The sequence below is a fragment of the Paraburkholderia sp. RL18-101-BIB-B genome, assembly GCF_046026985.1.
In the GTDB taxonomy this organism is placed as follows: domain Bacteria; phylum Pseudomonadota; class Gammaproteobacteria; order Burkholderiales; family Burkholderiaceae; genus Paraburkholderia.
In genome coordinates, this window is sequence record NZ_JARESV010000011.1 from 26033 (window position 1) to 41118 (window position 15086).

The 15086-nt window shown below is 61.0% G+C and carries 14 protein-coding genes; 7 read left to right on the plus strand and 7 right to left on the minus strand.

Translation table 11 applies throughout. From position 1 onward, the window contains the following. Positions 1-88: 88 nt before the first annotated feature. The 3 genes from P0D73_RS17960 to P0D73_RS17970 form a co-directional block, all read right to left on the minus strand. Positions 89-1126, minus strand: a complete 1038-nt coding sequence (locus tag P0D73_RS17960) for a threonine aldolase family protein (protein WP_408179337.1) — start codon at positions 1124-1126, stop codon at positions 89-91. Positions 1127-1234: 108 nt separating this feature from the next. Continuing rightward, on the minus strand, positions 1235-2044 hold the full coding sequence (locus P0D73_RS17965; protein ID WP_408179336.1) for a helix-turn-helix transcriptional regulator: 810 nt from the start codon (positions 2042-2044) through the stop codon (positions 1235-1237). Between the two features lie 153 nt (positions 2045-2197). Further along, complete coding sequence (locus P0D73_RS17970; RefSeq protein WP_408179335.1) at positions 2198-3127, minus strand: LysR family transcriptional regulator; 930 nt, start codon at positions 3125-3127, stop codon at positions 2198-2200. Positions 3128-3225: 98 nt separating this feature from the next. On the opposite strand from P0D73_RS17970, the gene P0D73_RS17975 reads away from it, so the two are divergent. The 3 genes from P0D73_RS17975 to P0D73_RS17985 all read left to right on the plus strand — a co-directional run bounded on the left by P0D73_RS17975 (position 3226) and on the right by P0D73_RS17985 (position 5767). Then, positions 3226-4056 carry an SDR family oxidoreductase gene (locus P0D73_RS17975; RefSeq protein WP_408179334.1) on the plus strand — a complete coding sequence of 277 codons (831 nt, stop codon included), beginning with the start codon at positions 3226-3228 and terminating at the stop codon, positions 4054-4056. A gap of 111 nt (positions 4057-4167) precedes the next feature. Beyond that, a complete protein-coding gene (locus P0D73_RS17980; RefSeq protein ID WP_408179333.1) occupies positions 4168-4986 on the plus strand; it encodes a class I SAM-dependent methyltransferase in 819 nt (272 codons plus the stop codon). Positions 4987-5317: 331 nt separating this feature from the next. Then, entirely contained in the window at positions 5318-5767 is a 450-nt protein-coding gene (locus tag P0D73_RS17985) for a hypothetical protein (protein WP_408179332.1), read from the plus strand. An 18-nt stretch (positions 5768-5785) separates the two neighbouring features. On the opposite strand, the gene P0D73_RS17990 is transcribed toward P0D73_RS17985, so the two are convergent. The 4 genes from P0D73_RS17990 to P0D73_RS18005 are packed head-to-tail and all read right to left on the minus strand — an operon-like array spanning position 5786 to position 10751. Next, positions 5786-7273, minus strand: coding sequence for an MdtP family multidrug efflux transporter outer membrane subunit (locus P0D73_RS17990; protein ID WP_408432362.1), 1488 nt, complete (start codon positions 7271-7273; stop codon positions 5786-5788). Next, a complete protein-coding gene (locus tag P0D73_RS17995; RefSeq protein ID WP_408432364.1) occupies positions 7270-9381 on the minus strand; it encodes an FUSC family protein in 2112 nt (703 codons plus the stop codon). Before P0D73_RS17995 ends, P0D73_RS17990 begins: the two co-directional genes overlap by 4 nt. A 7-nt stretch (positions 9382-9388) precedes the next feature. Continuing rightward, positions 9389-10447, minus strand: coding sequence for a multidrug transporter subunit MdtN (mdtN, locus tag P0D73_RS18000; protein ID WP_408432366.1), 1059 nt, complete (start codon positions 10445-10447; stop codon positions 9389-9391). 19 nt (positions 10448-10466) lie between these two features. Continuing rightward, complete coding sequence (locus P0D73_RS18005) at positions 10467-10751, minus strand: YtcA family lipoprotein (protein ID WP_408178779.1); 285 nt, start codon at positions 10749-10751, stop codon at positions 10467-10469. On the opposite strand from P0D73_RS18005, the gene P0D73_RS18010 reads away from it, so the two are divergent. The 4 genes from P0D73_RS18010 to P0D73_RS18025 all read left to right on the plus strand — a co-directional run bounded on the left by P0D73_RS18010 (position 10750) and on the right by P0D73_RS18025 (position 14972). Further along, complete coding sequence (locus tag P0D73_RS18010) at positions 10750-11040, plus strand: hypothetical protein (RefSeq protein ID WP_408178780.1); 291 nt, start codon at positions 10750-10752, stop codon at positions 11038-11040. The genes P0D73_RS18005 and P0D73_RS18010 overlap by 2 nt on opposite strands. Positions 11041-11228: 188 nt before the next feature. Then, entirely contained in the window at positions 11229-11621 is a 393-nt protein-coding gene (locus P0D73_RS18015) for a DUF3331 domain-containing protein (protein ID WP_408178781.1), read from the plus strand. 322 nt (positions 11622-11943) lie between these two features. After that, positions 11944-13665: a ubiquinone-dependent pyruvate dehydrogenase gene (poxB, locus tag P0D73_RS18020; protein WP_132375896.1), complete on the plus strand. Its 1722-nt coding sequence runs from the start codon at positions 11944-11946 to the stop codon at positions 13663-13665. A gap of 134 nt (positions 13666-13799) precedes the next feature. Further along, positions 13800-14972, plus strand: coding sequence for an MFS transporter (locus P0D73_RS18025; RefSeq protein ID WP_408432465.1), 1173 nt, complete (start codon positions 13800-13802; stop codon positions 14970-14972). Positions 14973-15086: the final 114 nt, after the last annotated feature.

Here is a 15086-nt window from a genome sequence, read left to right on the forward strand (position 1 = left end):
CTCCAATCTGAATAGCCTATATTTCTAGATGAAACCCATCGCTCGGGTAGATACCCACCTCACTGAGTGACGCAGGCTGAGTGTGCCTTCAATGCTGGGCGAGCCGAGCCAAAAAGGCGTCGATCTGGTGTTCTTGCGTGGCCCAGGACGTTACCAGGCGAATCACCGAATGATCGTTATCCGACTTTCTCCAAACGTAGAAAGCAAAGTGCTGCGTCAAAGCCGAAATGACAGAATCGGGCAAGATTGCAAACACTTGATTCGTAGCCGTTTCCGCCTCGAGCGCGTAACCGCCGGACGCGATCCCGGAGGCGAGCTTGGCCGCCATGGCATTGGCGTGTTTTGCATTTTCGAAGAAGAGATTCTTGACGCCAAATAACTCCTGAAACTGGATACCTAATAGCCGCCCTTTGGCTAACATGCCGCCGCGCTGCTTGAGGTGGAAAGCAAAATCCTCCGTCAACGCCGGATTGCAAACAACAATGGCTTCACCCAAAAGCGCCCCTACCTTGGTTCCACCGATCCAGAAAATGTCGACGAGCGAAGCAATATCGGCCAATGTCGCGTCGCTCTTGCTTGACGCCAACGCCGCGCCCAAGCGCGCGCCATCGAGAAATAGAACGAGGCCTCGCTGCTTTGCTAGCGCCGAGATCTGCCGCAGTTCCTCGAGGGAGTAGACGGTGCCTGTTTCGGTTGCATTCGACAGATAGATAAGTCGAGGCTTTGCCATGTGCGGAAAATGAGCATTGCTGGCAAGCGCGGCCTCGATATTGGCGGGCGTGAGCTTCCCGTCTACAGCGGGAACGACGATGAGCTTGTGGCCAGTTGCCTCAATGGCACCGGCCTCCCTGACTACGATATGTCCCGAGCTCACTGCAATGACGGCTTCGTGCGGACGCAGGCAACTGGATATCGAAACGATGTTGGCCATGGTGCCGCTCGCGACGTAGTGGATCGCTCCGTCGAACGTGTCCCCCAGGCGAGCCCTGATCCGGGTCGTCGCCTCGGCAGAGTACGAGTCTTCCCCGTAAGGTGCCTGTTGGATGTAGTTGGAGTCAGTCAGGGCACGGAGAATGTCGGGATGTGCGCCTTCGCTGTAGTCGTCAAGAAAGCTGAAAGTAGTCATTCGGTGTTTCTGCCTTGGATGGAGGCCGCCCAGGATGGGCGCGAGGCCAAAAACCGAAGACTACCGATCCGTCAGCAAAACGCCTTGTAAAAAATTGCTGCCCCGCCGTCAGAAGCGAGCGGGAGTCACGCCGTACGCCTCGCGAAACGCCCGCGTGAAATGGCTTTGATCAAAGAAACCAACGGCGTGCGCGATTTCGGTGATTGGCATGTTCCTATTCGCGTTGATCAACGCCATCGCCTTTTCCAGCCGCATGCGCAGTAACCAGGCGTGGGGCGTCATGCCGACAGTGCGTTTAAACAGTTTCAAGAACCGGAATCGAGCGAGGCCAACAAGAAGAGACAGATCTTCCAGAACGATTTTGTCGGCAAGATGCGCCTCGACAAATTCCCGAACAAGTCGCAGTTGTTCAGACGACAGAGCACCGGCGATAGTTTGGGGGGACGGTTGCTTCAAACGGGCGAACAGCGACTCCAGCAATTCCAGAACGTAGGTCTCGTTCATGATCGGATCGTTTATCCCGTGCCGAAGGGTTGAATGCATCTTGAGCAACTGGTCTGCGAGGCGGCTATCTTGCAGCACCACTGCGGCCTGCGAGGGGAAATAGTGCTTGCCCGTGATTTCCTCGCCGAAGCCATTCAGCAGTGCAGGCGATAGTCGAAATGTCTGAAGCGTGTACGACTCGTCCGCATCGGCCACTCCGTCGTGAACCTCGCCCGGAGGCATGAGCTGAATGGTGCCACGCGTGAGCAACAGCGATTCCCCACGGAACGATTGACGCTGCACGCCGCTGGCAATGAGTGCGATATGGCTGTCGAGATGATAGTGCGGCTCAAAGCGAAACTCGGCGAACCGAGCCGTGCTGAGGATCAAACCGGGGATGTCGGCTGAGTGACTGTATTGGACTTCTTCGGGCATGACTCACCTCCGGTTCGCCGCCGACACCTTGGAGACTAGCCCCGAAAGTTGCGCCGTGAGGCCTTCATTATCCCAGCTTCCTTTGGTCTGCACTTACGCTGTCAGATTTCGCGCTTTCATGTGATCTCCCGATCGAGTTGATTAGCCGATTCGTTAGCGTAATCCGATTGCAGGCTTCTCCCTGGAAGTGCCTCCCGTCGACTCCTTCAACAAAGCGATCAATGCCCGCAGCCCTGCGGGAATATGGCGATTGCCAGGAAAGTACAGGAACAGACCGGGTACGAGCGGACACCACTCGTCCAGCACGGTAACGAGGCGCTTGCGGGCAAGCGCAGCGCGTGCGTACATCTCGGGCACGTAGGCGATCCCGAGCCCGTCGATCGCAGCCTCGATCATCAACGCATTGCTATCCAGTGTCAGCGCACCGGGCGGGTCGATCGTGAATTCCTGTCCGTGCCGCGAGAACTCCCAACGATACCGTTTGCCGCTCGGCAAACGCTGCCGGATGCACCGGTGCTGAAGAAGATCGTCTGGCGTGACCGGCTTTCCTTGTTGGCGAAGGTAGCCCGGCGACGCGACCGTCAGAAAGCGCATGTCGTCGCCGAATCGCACTGCAATCATGTCCTTGTGCAGCGCCTCGCCAAGCCGGACGCCTGCATCGAATCCGCCTTCAACGATGTCGACTAGACGTCCGTCGGCGACGAGGTCGAGTTCCATCGCCGGATAGAGCGCAAGAAAGCGCGGCACGACTGCCTGCAACAGTAACCTGATCGCCCCTTCACTGCCGTTGATTCTGAGCGTTCCGCTCACTTGTCCATCGGTGCGCGCGACGTCCTCCAGCACTTCCTCGAGATCGCCCAGCACCGGATTGAGACGTTTCAGGAAACGCTCGCCCGCGTCGGTCAACGAGACGCTGCGCGTGGTCCGATGCAGAAGACGCACGCCCAGGTCGTTTTCCAATCCGCGCATGGCGTGGCTCAGAGCCGAGCGGGACACACCCAGCTGGTCGGCGGCCTGCCGGAAACTGCGCCTTGCGGCGACTTCCATGAACGCCTGGAGGTCGGCCAGAGTTGGCTTGTTCATTGGTGAAAATTCCTCACCTCATCATGCAAATTGAAGGTGGTTCTCATCACAATCATACCGCTCTAGTATGAATGGCAAGAACTCAACAGGAGCTGAGCATGACAAAGAACTGGTTGATTACCGGCGCATCGAGCGGGCTTGGGCGCGAACTCGCCGAGCGGCTGCTGGCGCGCGGTGACCGAGTCGTCGCGACAATACGCAAAGAAGGGGCGCCGGACGATTTGCAGGCGCGGCATCGCGAGCGTTTGCATGTGGTGGAGTGCGACGTGACCAACGTGAACGCGGTCAGGGCCACGGTCGCCGAGGCGTTCGAAGTCATGGGACGGCTCGATGTCGTTGTCAGCAATGCGGCTTACGGGCTATTCGGTGCCGCGGAGGAACTGACCGACGCGCAGATCGACCGTCAAATCGCGACCAATCTGACCGGCTCGATTCAGGTGATTCGTGCAGCCCTTCCGTCCCTGCGGAATCAGGGCGGTGGCCGCATTGTTCAAGTGTCGTCGGAAGGAGGTCAAATTGCGTATCCGAGTTTCAGCCTTTATCACGCGACCAAATGGGGGATCGAGGGCTTTGTCGAAGCGGTTGCAAAAGAAGTCGCATCTTTCGGCATCGATTTTCTGATCGTGGAACCCGGTCCGACGCGGACAAATTTCGGCGCCGGTCTCGATCGCGCGACGCCGATGAGTTGCTATGACCCTACGCCCGCCGGCGAGATTCGGAATGCGATTGCGTCGGGGAACTTCGCCAGCTACGGAGACGCTGGGAAGACGGTGGACGCGATGATCGTCGCGATTGACAGCCCGAATCCGCCGTTGCGCCTGGCTTTGGGCCAGTCCGCTTACCACTCGGTACGCGAGGCACTCCTCGGCCGATTGAGGGTACTGGAATCGCAAAAGGAGGTCGCGTTGTCAGTCATGGAGCAGTCTTAGAACGCAGCAAGCATCCTGGCCGCACAGGCGAGCGATGCGAAGGCGATGCATCACGACTGTTCAATATGTCCGGCTGCGCCTACCATTACCGCAATAGCAGTAGGGAGGCGTATGGACAGCTTCGGTACCGATACTCGCTTCACGGGCTCGATCCCCGAGCTCTATGAGAGCCACCTTGTTCCGCTGCTCTTCGAACCTTACGCCGCAGATCTCGCGAACAGGGTGGCCGGGCGTCATCCGTCACGCGTGCTTGAGACCGCCGCCGGCACTGGCGCAGTGACCCGCGCGATGGCGCATGCACTACCCCTGAATGTCGAGCTGGTTGCGACCGACCTGAATCAGCCGATGCTGGATCGTGCGGCGGCCATCGGCACCCCAAGGCCGATCAAGTGGCAACAAGCAGACGCGACCCGGCTGCCGTTCGACGACGCGAGTTTCGACGTCGTCGTCTGCCAGTTCGGGGTCATGTTCTTTCCGGACAAAGCGCGTGCGTTTTCCGAAGCTCGGCGCGTACTTCGGAACGGTGGCGTGCTGTTGTTCAACGTCTGGGATCGCATCGAGGAAAACGACTTTGCCAATACCGTCACGGCAACGCTTGCCGGTCTCTTCCCCGCGGATCCTCCACTTTTCATGAGGCGCACGCCGCACGGCTATTTCGACACGAAACTGATCTCACGCGACCTCGCGGATGCGGGCTTCAGCGCGGCGCCCCACTTCGAAACGATTGCGGCGCGTAGCCGCGCGACATCGGCTCGCGTGCCAGCCGTCGGCCTTTGCCAGGGAACGCCCTTGCGCAGTGAGATCGAGGCCCGTTCTGGCGGCGGTGCGGACGACGCTACCTCCGCGTGCGCCACTGCGATCGCCGGGCGATTCGGCACGGGACCGGTCGACGGAAAGATCCAAGCGCACGTGGTCATCGCTCAGCGCTGAGAGGCCCGGCATTGCTGCAGCCGGTTGCAAAGTCAAACGGCCATTCACGCGGCGACTCGCATCCAACGGCTGCGAATCCGCGGACGCTACCTCCGTTATGTAAGCCCGTGTGACCAAAGCCGATACACAGACCAGCAGTACCAGTGCAGTGGGTGATCGCCACTAACCCAGCCCAAAGAGGCATCCGCCCACGCATGCTGACCTTCGTTAGCGCAGCCTCAGACATCACTTCCGCTTCCGCCTCCCCTGCACCCTGATCCCGAACCTCCAAATCCAGAATTGCGCGCTCCGAGTTAATATGGATAGCTGAATGACAACGTGAGGATAGTCTATGAATGCATCGGTTATCTCTGCCCTGGCTGCACTAGTCGGCGCCGCCATCGGCGGCATGACTTCGGTTCTTGCCTCGTGGTTGACCCAACGCACCCAGGTTCGCGCGGAGTGGCTAGCGCATGACCTCACCTGGCGGCAGGATCTGTACAAGGCGTTCATCGAGGAAGCGACGAAGTGCTATGTCGACGCGCTGCAACACAACCAGCCCGATCTCGCCGGGCTCGGCAACCTCTACGCGAAGATCAGCCGCATGCGCGTCCAGTCGTCGCTCGAAGTCGCGGACGAAGCCGACGTGATCGGACGCAAGATCGTGGACACTTATCTCGCGCCAGACAAGTCCTTCATCGAGATTCGCGAGATGCTCGCGGATGGCTCGATCGACATTCTCGGCAAGTTCGGCGACGTGTGCCGCGCGGAATTCGAATCGCTGCGCGCACAGCAGTTCTGAACAGAATACGTGCGCCGTTCAACGCGGCTTCAGTTCGACAGGCGGATCGGCGAGATAGCCGCCGCCGAGCGCCTTCGTCAACACAATCTCCTGACTGAGCACTTGACCCTTGAGCGTGAGCAGGGCGACCTGTTCCGCGACCACGGGCTGGCGCGCTTCGAGCGCCGCGAGCCGGCTCGTCAGCCCGCGTTGATAGTAGGCTTCGACGCTGTCCCTCGTGAACGCGACCGATTCGATCCGTTGTTTCTGCAACGCAGTCTCCGCGTCGAGGGACTGCAGACGGCTGCCCGTCTGCGCGACATCGCGTACGGCGTTGAGAACGGCCTGGTTGTACTGCTCGATCAACAGGTTGCTGCCCTCGCGGGCGCCGTTCAGGTTCGCGTTGAGCCTGCCGCCGTCGAAAATCGGCAAGGTCAAGCCCGGAATCAGGTTGATCTGCTGGCTTGCATGCGTGAAGAGGTCGGCGAGGTGCAAGGCGTTGAAGCCGAAAAATGCCTTGATATCGAAGCTTGGATAAAACGCCGCCTTCGCCGCGTCGATCCGGTCGAACGACGCCTCGACATACCATCGCATCGCCTGCAGATCGGGCCGCCGGGCCAGCAGTTCGTACGAGAGCGTCGTCGGCAAGGCAGCCTGCGAGCGCGGCAGCGCAACGGGTTCGATGGCGGGCAGTCCGGCGGGCCCCGCGCCGACCAGCGCGCGCATCGATTCGCGCAACTGCTTGATCTGCCCTTGCGCCGACACGATCTGCCCTTCAATGGCCAGTTGCTGCGCGCGTGCCTCTTCGAACTGGGTGCGGGCTTCGAGGCCTCGCGCCGCTCGCCCTTCGTGTGCTTGCACCGCGAACTCCGCGATCTCATGCGATTCGTTCAGCAGATCGATGAGCTGATAAGTCGTTTGAATGCCGTAGTAAAGCTGGGCGACATCCGTCGAGATTTCGATTTCGACAGCGGACGTCTCGGCGAGCCGCGCATTGCTCACGCCGAGCGACGCGGCGACCTCCGCGCGTTGCTTGCCCCAGATGTCCACGTCCAGGCTCGCGCCAAGCCCGACGACACCTTCCGTGTACCACGGCCCCGTCAGCCCCGCAGCCGGTTCGTTCCTCGCGAACGGGCCGAGAAAGCCGTTCGCCGAAATATGCTCGCGATCCAGCGACGCCAGCGCCGCTACCTGAAGGTTGGAACCCGCTCTGGCAAGCTCCACATCCGACTTTGCTTGCGCGACGCGCGTGCGCGCGATGACCATGGTCGGCGCATCGGCGAGCGCCTGATCGATCAGCGCGTCGAGCTGGGCATCGCGATAGCGCGTCCACCAACGTGCGGCGGGCCAGCCGTCGCGTGCGAGGTGGATGTCGTCCGCGAGATTGATTTGCTCGGGCGCGATCTCGGTGTAGGGCGTGCCGTTGTGATGGATCAGCGCGCACCCCGACAGCTCGGACGATATCCACGCGATGCATAGAAAGCATCGACGCCATCGCCAATCGCACAAACCCGATCGCGCGTTCATGCTCGCACCGCCGGTGATGCCGGCACCGCGACCGGTGCGTCGACGCGCCAGTCCGGCAGCCCCGCGATCTGCCGCGACAGTTCGTCCGCTGCGGCGATGAGCGGCCGATCGGCCAGTTGAGCCGGTTCGACCGCTTGCGCAGCGACCTCGATGCGCCGCGGCGCGTGTGCATCGGGTGGGTTGGCCGCGAGTTCCTCCGCGTACCGGTTGAGTTCGGCGCTGGCCTGTTGCTGGGCCGCCTGCACTGCGTCGATGGTGTGTGGGCTCGACGATCCCGCTTGCGCCACGAGCGCGCTGCGCAACGCATCACCCGCAAGCATGATCTCGCGTCCCTGCGCGAGCACCGTTTGTGCGCGCAGTGTCAGTTGCGACTGCTCGCCTTCCTGCCAGGCGGGCTCGAGCGCGACACGCGAGAGCGTCGTCTCGCAATCGGCCAGCACGGCCCACGCCTGCAACTGGCGCTGTGCATACGGCAGATCATCCCCTTTCCCGGCGCCAACCTGCGATGGGCGCAACTGTGCTGCAATCGCGCGCAACAGGGTTGCGAGCTTCTGTCGCAGCACATCGCCCTCGCCCTCGCGCCAGAACGACATCTGCACGAAAGTCGCCACGCAAACACCCAGCAGAATGCCGACCATCCGGTCACGGATTTCAGTGAGGTTCGTGGTTGGGCCGAACTCTCCGAGCAATGCAAGCGAGAACGTAAACATCACCTGGAGGCCGGCATAGCTGATCCTCTCCGAACCCGCCGTTATCCACGCCCCTACGGCAACGACAGGCAACACGATCAACAGCAGGCCAACGATGTCGTCGAAATGCGGAACGATGAACACGACCGTGAACAACGCCAGCGCGCTGCCGACTGCGGCCCCGGAGAGCCGCAGCAACGCACGCTGCGTCGATGCGCCGAGGCTCGGCAGCGCGACGATCAGGCAGGTCAGCATGACCGTGTGGACGCCCTGCCAGTCCACGGCGTTGTAGAACACATAGCAGACAAGAACAGCGAGCAGCGTCTTCAGCGAAAAGCGCGTGTACGCAGGATTGGTCCATGCGTCGGGCGCGACCATCGGTTCGCTCGCGGGTGGCTTACCGGCCGCGGCGGCACCGCTTGTAACAAGATCGGCGTACGCGCGCAGCGCTCGCTGCGATTCGGCAGCAGCAGGAATCGTGTCGGCGGCATTGCGCTCTTCAGGTGTCGCCGTGCTCACGTAGCGATAGGGCTCGCCAGTCATGACCGAGTCATCGAGCGCGCGGCAGTTCGCACGCAACTCGCGCAACATCGCCAGTTGCGCTGCCGACACGCCTGGCCAACTGAGCGGCAGTTCACTCGCTCCGCGATAAAGCCGCGACACGGTCGCAATGCACGCAAGCTGTGATGCCTGATGCTCGCGATAGTTTGCATCACGCATCGTCGTGAACCGCAGCAGCTTCTGCAGCGTGAGCGCGCCTTGCTGGACGGCCGCCAGCGTGATCCGCGCGGCGCTCGCCGTGCCGTCGATCAGCTGCGTCAGGCGCGCGTCCAGCGTCACGAGTTGCCGATGGATTTCCGCCTTGAGTTGCAATTGCGGTTCGGCAGGCAGCAGCAAGGTATTCACCACGAGCGTCAGGGCGATTGGATAGTTGACGGCGATCCACACCCACAACACCGCGCGGATCAGCAGGTCGGCCTGATCGGTCTGGTCCACGAAACTCTGCACGTAGATCACGACGATCGCGACGATGAAAAACACCACGCCGATCTTGAGCACCCGGAGCAGGTACACGCTGCCAAAGAACATCAGACTCGCGATGACGATGCGCAGCAAGGGATAGTCGAATGTAAATTTCAACAGCAGGATCGACAGGCCGATGGCGAGCGTCGAGCCGACCATGAACATCACGCCGACCAGCCGCGTCACCACCACGTTCGACTGCGTGACATAGAACACCACGAGTAGCGACAACGCGAGTTCGGGCACCTCGAGCGCCATCGACACGACGATCACGATGGCGCTCGTCAGCATGGAACGCAACATGACGTTCAGACGCCCTGGAAACGGTGCAAGCTCGCGGCTCAGGAAAGCGCCTGCATCGCGCAGCGTGACGGGCAGATAGTCGGCGGCGGTCATGGGTTCCTCAATGGTGCTCGCCGCCGTCGCCGCGCCCGGGTTCCAGCACGGCCACCGCCGACGTACCGACGCGAAACAGTTCCGGGTTCGGCTTGTCGATGCGGATCTTCACCGGGAAGCGCTGCGATACATGCACCCAGTTAAGCGTGCGTTGAATGCGCGGCAATCCGCCGGGCAATGCAAGGCCGGCTTCATCGGGCGCGATACCATAGCTGATCGAGTCGACGCTGCCCTGAAAACGCTGGCCCGTATCGCTCATCAGGTAGACCGTGGCAGGCGTCCCCGCCGTGACGCCCTTGAGTTCAGTCTCGCGAAAATTCGCGACCACGTACCAGTGGCGCGTATCGATCAAGGTGAAGACCGGTTTGAGCGCCGTGGCAAACTGGCCGGTCGATGTCTTCAATGACACGATGCGTCCGTCGAACGGCGCTCGCACCGTCGCATACTCCAGGTTCAGTTCGGCCGTCGCGATCTCCGCCATGACGACGGCGCGTTGCGCGACCAGCGCATCGACGCCGCTCACAGCCGCCGCCGCCTGCTGCGCCTGCAGTTGCGCCGCGCTGAGTTCGGCCTGCGTGGAGCGCTGCGCAGTGCGCGCACGGTCGACGTCTTCCGCCGATACATAACCGTGTGACAACAGCGGCTCCATGCGGTGCAGCGTGTCGGACGCCTGGCCGGCTGCGGCTCGCGCGCGCTCGACGGCCGCACGCACCGACTGCGCGTTGTACTGCTGCGCATTGACCGTGCGCTGGGTCAGCTCGATCTGGCGGTCGAGCGCGACGAGGGACGCCTGGCCCCGCGCGAGCGCATCCTGGTACGGGCGCGGATCGATACGGAACAGCAGATCGCCCTGCTTCACCGCCTGATTGTCGCGCACGGCCAACTCGACGATGCGGCCGCTGACTTCGGGCACGACGTCGATCGTATCCGCGTAGACATAAGCGTCGTCGGTGCGAGGTGCCCGGTCCCACACCCGGATGACGTAGACGAGCAGCAACAGCGTCACCACGACCATCACGATGGCCGGCCATTTTCTCTTCGATGTCCTGCTGGCTGGGGTCGCCATTCATCCACCCGACAAAAATTCAATGTTGGAAGAACATCAACCAGACAGCGAGCGCGAGGAATGCGACAAGCGTGGGATACACCACGGCGGAAGGTCCCATCAGATTGTCGGCCTGTAAGCGCTTGAGGATCAGATAGATGACGACCGTGAGCACGACGCCCGCGACGATACAGAACAGCCAGTCGGGAAAGTACGCGCCCAACACGCCAATGGATGGCGAATTTGCGCACCCTGACATCGGAATCGCGGCAATCGCGGCCGCGCCGATTGCACGCTTTGAACATCTGCCTCTGGCTAGTGGCATGTGTCGTTTCAAAGTCGTCTCTATGGTTGAAATCAATGTTACGCCTTGCAGATACGCCGATGCGTCTCGCCTCGGATTTCAGGTTTTGGGCAGTGAGGGAAACGGCTTCGGGCGCACCGGAGATGTGACGCTTGCTTTGCATTTCCAACAAAGCGCCTTCATCCAAAGGCCTTCTGAAGAAACTGACAGCGCACCTTTCAAGATCATAGCCTGTGGGCCGCCCGTCGACAGATGGCAGGCGCACCAAGCCGTCACAATAACGCCGAAAAAGGTATTCCGCATTACATGAATATGTAATGTCGCCGCCATGACTCCTCTTCCTGGTCAAACCCTGACGCACTCCACATTCATGTAGTAGCGGCCCGCAATTGCGCTGACTATCATCAAGCCGGGGTCGAATGTTGGCTCGAGAATCCGGCACGTCACATTGATTGCGCACGGCATCTTTTTGTCTAATGAGAATCGAGGAACCGCATCATGCAAGCGCCCTTTGAAGAAGACAGAACGTGGCAGTCCGCGACGGCGCGCCTCTCGAACGAAAGCGAAATGCAACGGCCCATTGTGTCCAGTCGGGCGCGCCCGATGTGCGGCAAAGGCAAGTTTTCGAAATGCGCGATCCGGATTCTGGAGCGCACTGGACAGATCTCGGCAACCATTGCGTGGAGCGACGCGACCTCCTGCTGCTACGGCGAACAGACATGGCGGCGCTGCATCGCGAGGAAAGCCGGGGTTTGCGCACTGAGCGGCCAGACCATTGCAACAGGCGATGCCGTGTATCGACCCAGGCGTGGCCGACCTGCCCCACGAAACGTCGAAGCGATGATTCTGGCTACCGTCATGGACGCTACCCCCGTGGAGGAAACGGTCTGACAGGTCAAATCCGGCTCTGCGTCAACAACGATGACGTCATGCTCGGCCGACGTATTTCATATCTACGTAATCCGAATCTTGTTCCGGTGTCCTGCCGTAACTCAATCAGTGTCGAGCGCCAATAGCCTGTCCAGGCTGATTCCAGATTCATGTAATAGCCGCGCTTCGCCACGCTCACTAACATCAAGGACCTGACACTGCGGACCGTTCAAAACAGCCACTACGGCTGGGTGATTGCACCGCGCTCATGTGGACGTGTCTCTTTGGTCTCTCTGCGAAAGCATCGCACTCGTAGTAATTCATTCACCTATGGAGATGTGAAATGGCGACGATAGCTGCCGACTACATGGTTGGTGCACTAGTCAACGCGGGCGTGAAGCGCGTGTTCGGTGTCGTGGGGGATTCGCTCAATGGATTCACGGACTCGCTGCGCCGGGATGGTTCGATTGAATGGGTTCACATGCGGCATGAGGAAAGCGCGGCTTTCGCCGCTGGCGCCGAGGCCCATCTCACGGGACAGCTCGCAGTCTGCTGCGGAAGTTGCGGTCCGGGGAATCTGCACCTCATCAACGGCTTGTTCGACTGCCAACGCAGCGGCGTTCCCGTTCTTGCTATCGCCGCGCATGTCCCAAGCACGGAAATCGGCATCGACTATTTTCAGGCGACTCACCCCGAAATCCTGTTCAAGGAATGTAGCCACTACGTCGAACTCGTCACCAGCCCGGACCAACTGCCGCAAATTCTGGGCCGCGCCATCCGGACAGCGGTTGCGCGTAAAGGCGTCGCTGTTGTCGTCATACCTGGAAATGTGGCGCTCGGACCTCTCACCAAACCTGTGCCGACCTGGAGCGCGCCTTCCGCTCCGGTGATTCACCCATCAAACGACGATGTGACGGAACTCGCAGGCCTGCTGAACCGGTCGTCGCGAGTGACGTTGCTGTGTGGGGCCGGCTGCAAGGATTCCCATGCGGAAGTCGTAGAACTCGCCCGCAAACTGCAAGCACCGATCGTGCACTCGCTGCGAGGCAAGGAATACATCGAATACGATAATCCATTCGATGTGGGCATGACGGGCCTTGTCGGTTTCGCTTCTGGTTATTCCGCGATGAAGAGTTGCGACATGCTCCTGATGTTGGGCACCGACTTCCCTTATCGACAGTTCTACCCGGAGAAGGTGACTATCGCGCAGGTCGATACACGGGCGGAAGCGCTCGGCAATCGATGCCCGATAGAGCTTGGCGTATTGGGAACCGTCAAGGATACGCTCAATGAACTTCTTCCCAAGATTCAGCAGAAAACCGACAGCAGCTTTCTGAATCGCGCACTCGACGACTATCGCAAGGCTCGCCAGAGTCTGGATGCGCTGGCGGAGCCGGAAGCGGGCAGCAGCACGATCCATCCGCAGTACGTGACGCGGCTCGTCAGCGAACTCGCGGACGAAGATGCGATCTTCTCCTGCGACGTCGGCACGCCCATCGCATGGACCGCACGATATCTGAAGATGAACGGCAAACGACGACTGGTCGGTTCGTTCAACCACGGTTCGATGGCCAATTCGTTGTTGCACTCGATCGGCGCGCAGGCTGCTTTCAGGGACCGACAGGTGATCTCGATGTCGGGTGACGGCGGCTTCACCATGATGATGGGCGAGTTCCTGACGCTGATTCAAACCGGTTTGCCGGTCAAAGTCGTCGTGCTCAACAACGGAACACTCGGCTTCGTGGAAATGGAGATGAAGGCCAGTGGGTTCATCGATACGGGATGTGACCTGAAAAATCCGAACTTCGCCGCGATGGCCAACGCGATAGGAATCAAAGGCGTGCGCGTCGAGCATCCTGCGGAGCTGGAAGGCGCCCTGGCCGAAGCATTCGCCCATCCGGGCCCGGCTCTCGTCGACGTAGTGAGCGCGCGTCAGGAACTCGTGATGCCTCCCGCGACCACCACTGATCAGGCCTACCACTTTGGGCTGTTCATGCTTCGTGCCGTCATGGACGGTCGGGGCCAGCAGCTCATCGATCTCGCAAAGGTCAACCTGTTCCGGTAACGCGGTCCGCAAAACTCAACGGAAATCGAACCATGTCCAGCAAGGCCGTCAGCACCGTCAATGTTGCATCAGACCGCCAGCCCATCCACATGGGTTTCGTCATCGCCTGGCTTTTCTGTGCCGCGTTCTACTTCATGCAGTACATGCTGCGTTCGGCGCCGGGCGTGATGATACCCGAGCTGAGTGCGGCGTTCGCCCGCGATGCGCTGGGCGTGGGCGCGCTAGTCGGCCTGTACTACTACACCTATGCGCTGTTCTCGATCGTTTGCGGTGCGTTGCTCGATCGACTCGGCGGCAAGGCCGTCATTCCGGCCGGCATCGTTCTCGTTGCCGTCGGCGCGGCGCTGTTCGGTCTGGGCAGCGTGGAGGCGGCGCAGGTCGGCCGCCTGCTGCAAGGCGCGGGTTCGGCGTGTGGGTTCATCGGCGCGGTGTATCTCGCCACGCACGGCTTTCCCCCGCGTTCTCTTGCGACGGCGGTGGGATTCACTCAATGCTTCGGCATGCTGGGCGGCTCCGCAGGGCAGTTCGCCGTTGCCCCGCTGATTCACGGCCTCATCACGTGGCAAAAGTTCTGGTGGCTGTCCGGCCTTGTCATCCTTTTGATCGCCGTGCTGGTGTTCTTCGCGACGCCCGCAGTCCATGACGACAGCCCAGCCAACCAGGGCTCATGGATGAAGATGTTCGCGCCATACAAGGAAGTGCTGTCCAATCCGCAGTCGTATCTCTGCGGTTTCTGCGCCGGCTTGCTGTTCCTGCCGACTACGATCGGCGACATGATCTGGGGCATTCCGTTCCTGCACAACGGTCTCGACGTCAGCTATGCGGAGGCCGTCAATCGTGCGAGCATGGTGCCGCTCGGCTGGGTGATCGGCTGCCCGCTGTTAGGTTACCTGTCTGACCGTCTGGGGCGTCGCAAGCCGGTGTTGATTGCCGGCGCGTTACTGATGCTTGTGTCGGGCGCGGGCATTTTCTATCTGCCAGCCGGAGTGGCGCCGCCTTATATGCTCGGGCTGCTCCTCGGCATCGGCTCCGGTGCGGCAATGCTGCCCTACACGGTCATCAAGGAAGTCAATCCGGACAACGTCAAGGGCAGCGCCAGCGGCGCGATCAATTTCCTGGTATTCACGTTCAGCGCCTTGCTCACGCCCGCGTACGGCAAGCTGCTTGCCCACGTCGCGAGCGGCGGCGCAATGGATCTGCCGGTGTTCCGCGCAGCCGGCTCGTGGCTGCTCGGTGGCATCGTGCTCGCAATGGTGCTTGCGATGTTCATGCGCGAGACCGGACCACGCGGACGTGCGAACGCGTGAGACTGTACGGCCAGGCTAGCGTTTTGTGATCCTATCCGAAGGATGGGCCGCCGACGCCGCGACGTTCGGGCGTTTGGTGGTGGCCGCAAGATTTCCGTATCGGGTCGGTGCTAA

Bases quoted from the DNA above. Each gene is read 5' to 3' on its own strand.
- P0D73_RS17960 (WP_408179337.1), bottom strand. From the start codon at position 1,126: ATGACTACTTTCAGCTTTCTTGACGACTACAGCGAAGGCGCACATCCC.
- P0D73_RS18025 (WP_408432465.1), top strand. From the start codon at position 13,800: ATGCAGTACATGCTGCGTTCGGCGCCGGGCGTGATGATACCCGAGCTG.
- P0D73_RS18005 (WP_408178779.1), bottom strand. From the start codon at position 10,751: ATGCCACTAGCCAGAGGCAGATGTTCAAAGCGTGCAATCGGCGCGGCC.
- P0D73_RS17965 (WP_408179336.1), bottom strand. From the start codon at position 2,044: ATGCCCGAAGAAGTCCAATACAGTCACTCAGCCGACATCCCCGGTTTG.
- poxB (WP_132375896.1), top strand. From the start codon at position 11,944: ATGGCGACGATAGCTGCCGACTACATGGTTGGTGCACTAGTCAACGCG.
- P0D73_RS17995 (WP_408432364.1), bottom strand. From the start codon at position 9,381: ATGACCGCCGCCGACTATCTGCCCGTCACGCTGCGCGATGCAGGCGCT.
- P0D73_RS18010 (WP_408178780.1), top strand. From the start codon at position 10,750: ATGTGTCGTTTCAAAGTCGTCTCTATGGTTGAAATCAATGTTACGCCT.
- P0D73_RS17980 (WP_408179333.1), top strand. From the start codon at position 4,168: ATGGACAGCTTCGGTACCGATACTCGCTTCACGGGCTCGATCCCCGAG.
- P0D73_RS17975 (WP_408179334.1), top strand. From the start codon at position 3,226: ATGACAAAGAACTGGTTGATTACCGGCGCATCGAGCGGGCTTGGGCGC.
- P0D73_RS17970 (WP_408179335.1), bottom strand. From the start codon at position 3,127: ATGAACAAGCCAACTCTGGCCGACCTCCAGGCGTTCATGGAAGTCGCC.
- P0D73_RS18015 (WP_408178781.1), top strand. From the start codon at position 11,229: ATGCAAGCGCCCTTTGAAGAAGACAGAACGTGGCAGTCCGCGACGGCG.
- P0D73_RS17990 (WP_408432362.1), bottom strand. From the start codon at position 7,273: ATGAACGCGCGATCGGGTTTGTGCGATTGGCGATGGCGTCGATGCTTT.
- mdtN (WP_408432366.1), bottom strand. From the start codon at position 10,447: ATGGCGACCCCAGCCAGCAGGACATCGAAGAGAAAATGGCCGGCCATC.
- P0D73_RS17985 (WP_408179332.1), top strand. From the start codon at position 5,318: ATGAATGCATCGGTTATCTCTGCCCTGGCTGCACTAGTCGGCGCCGCC.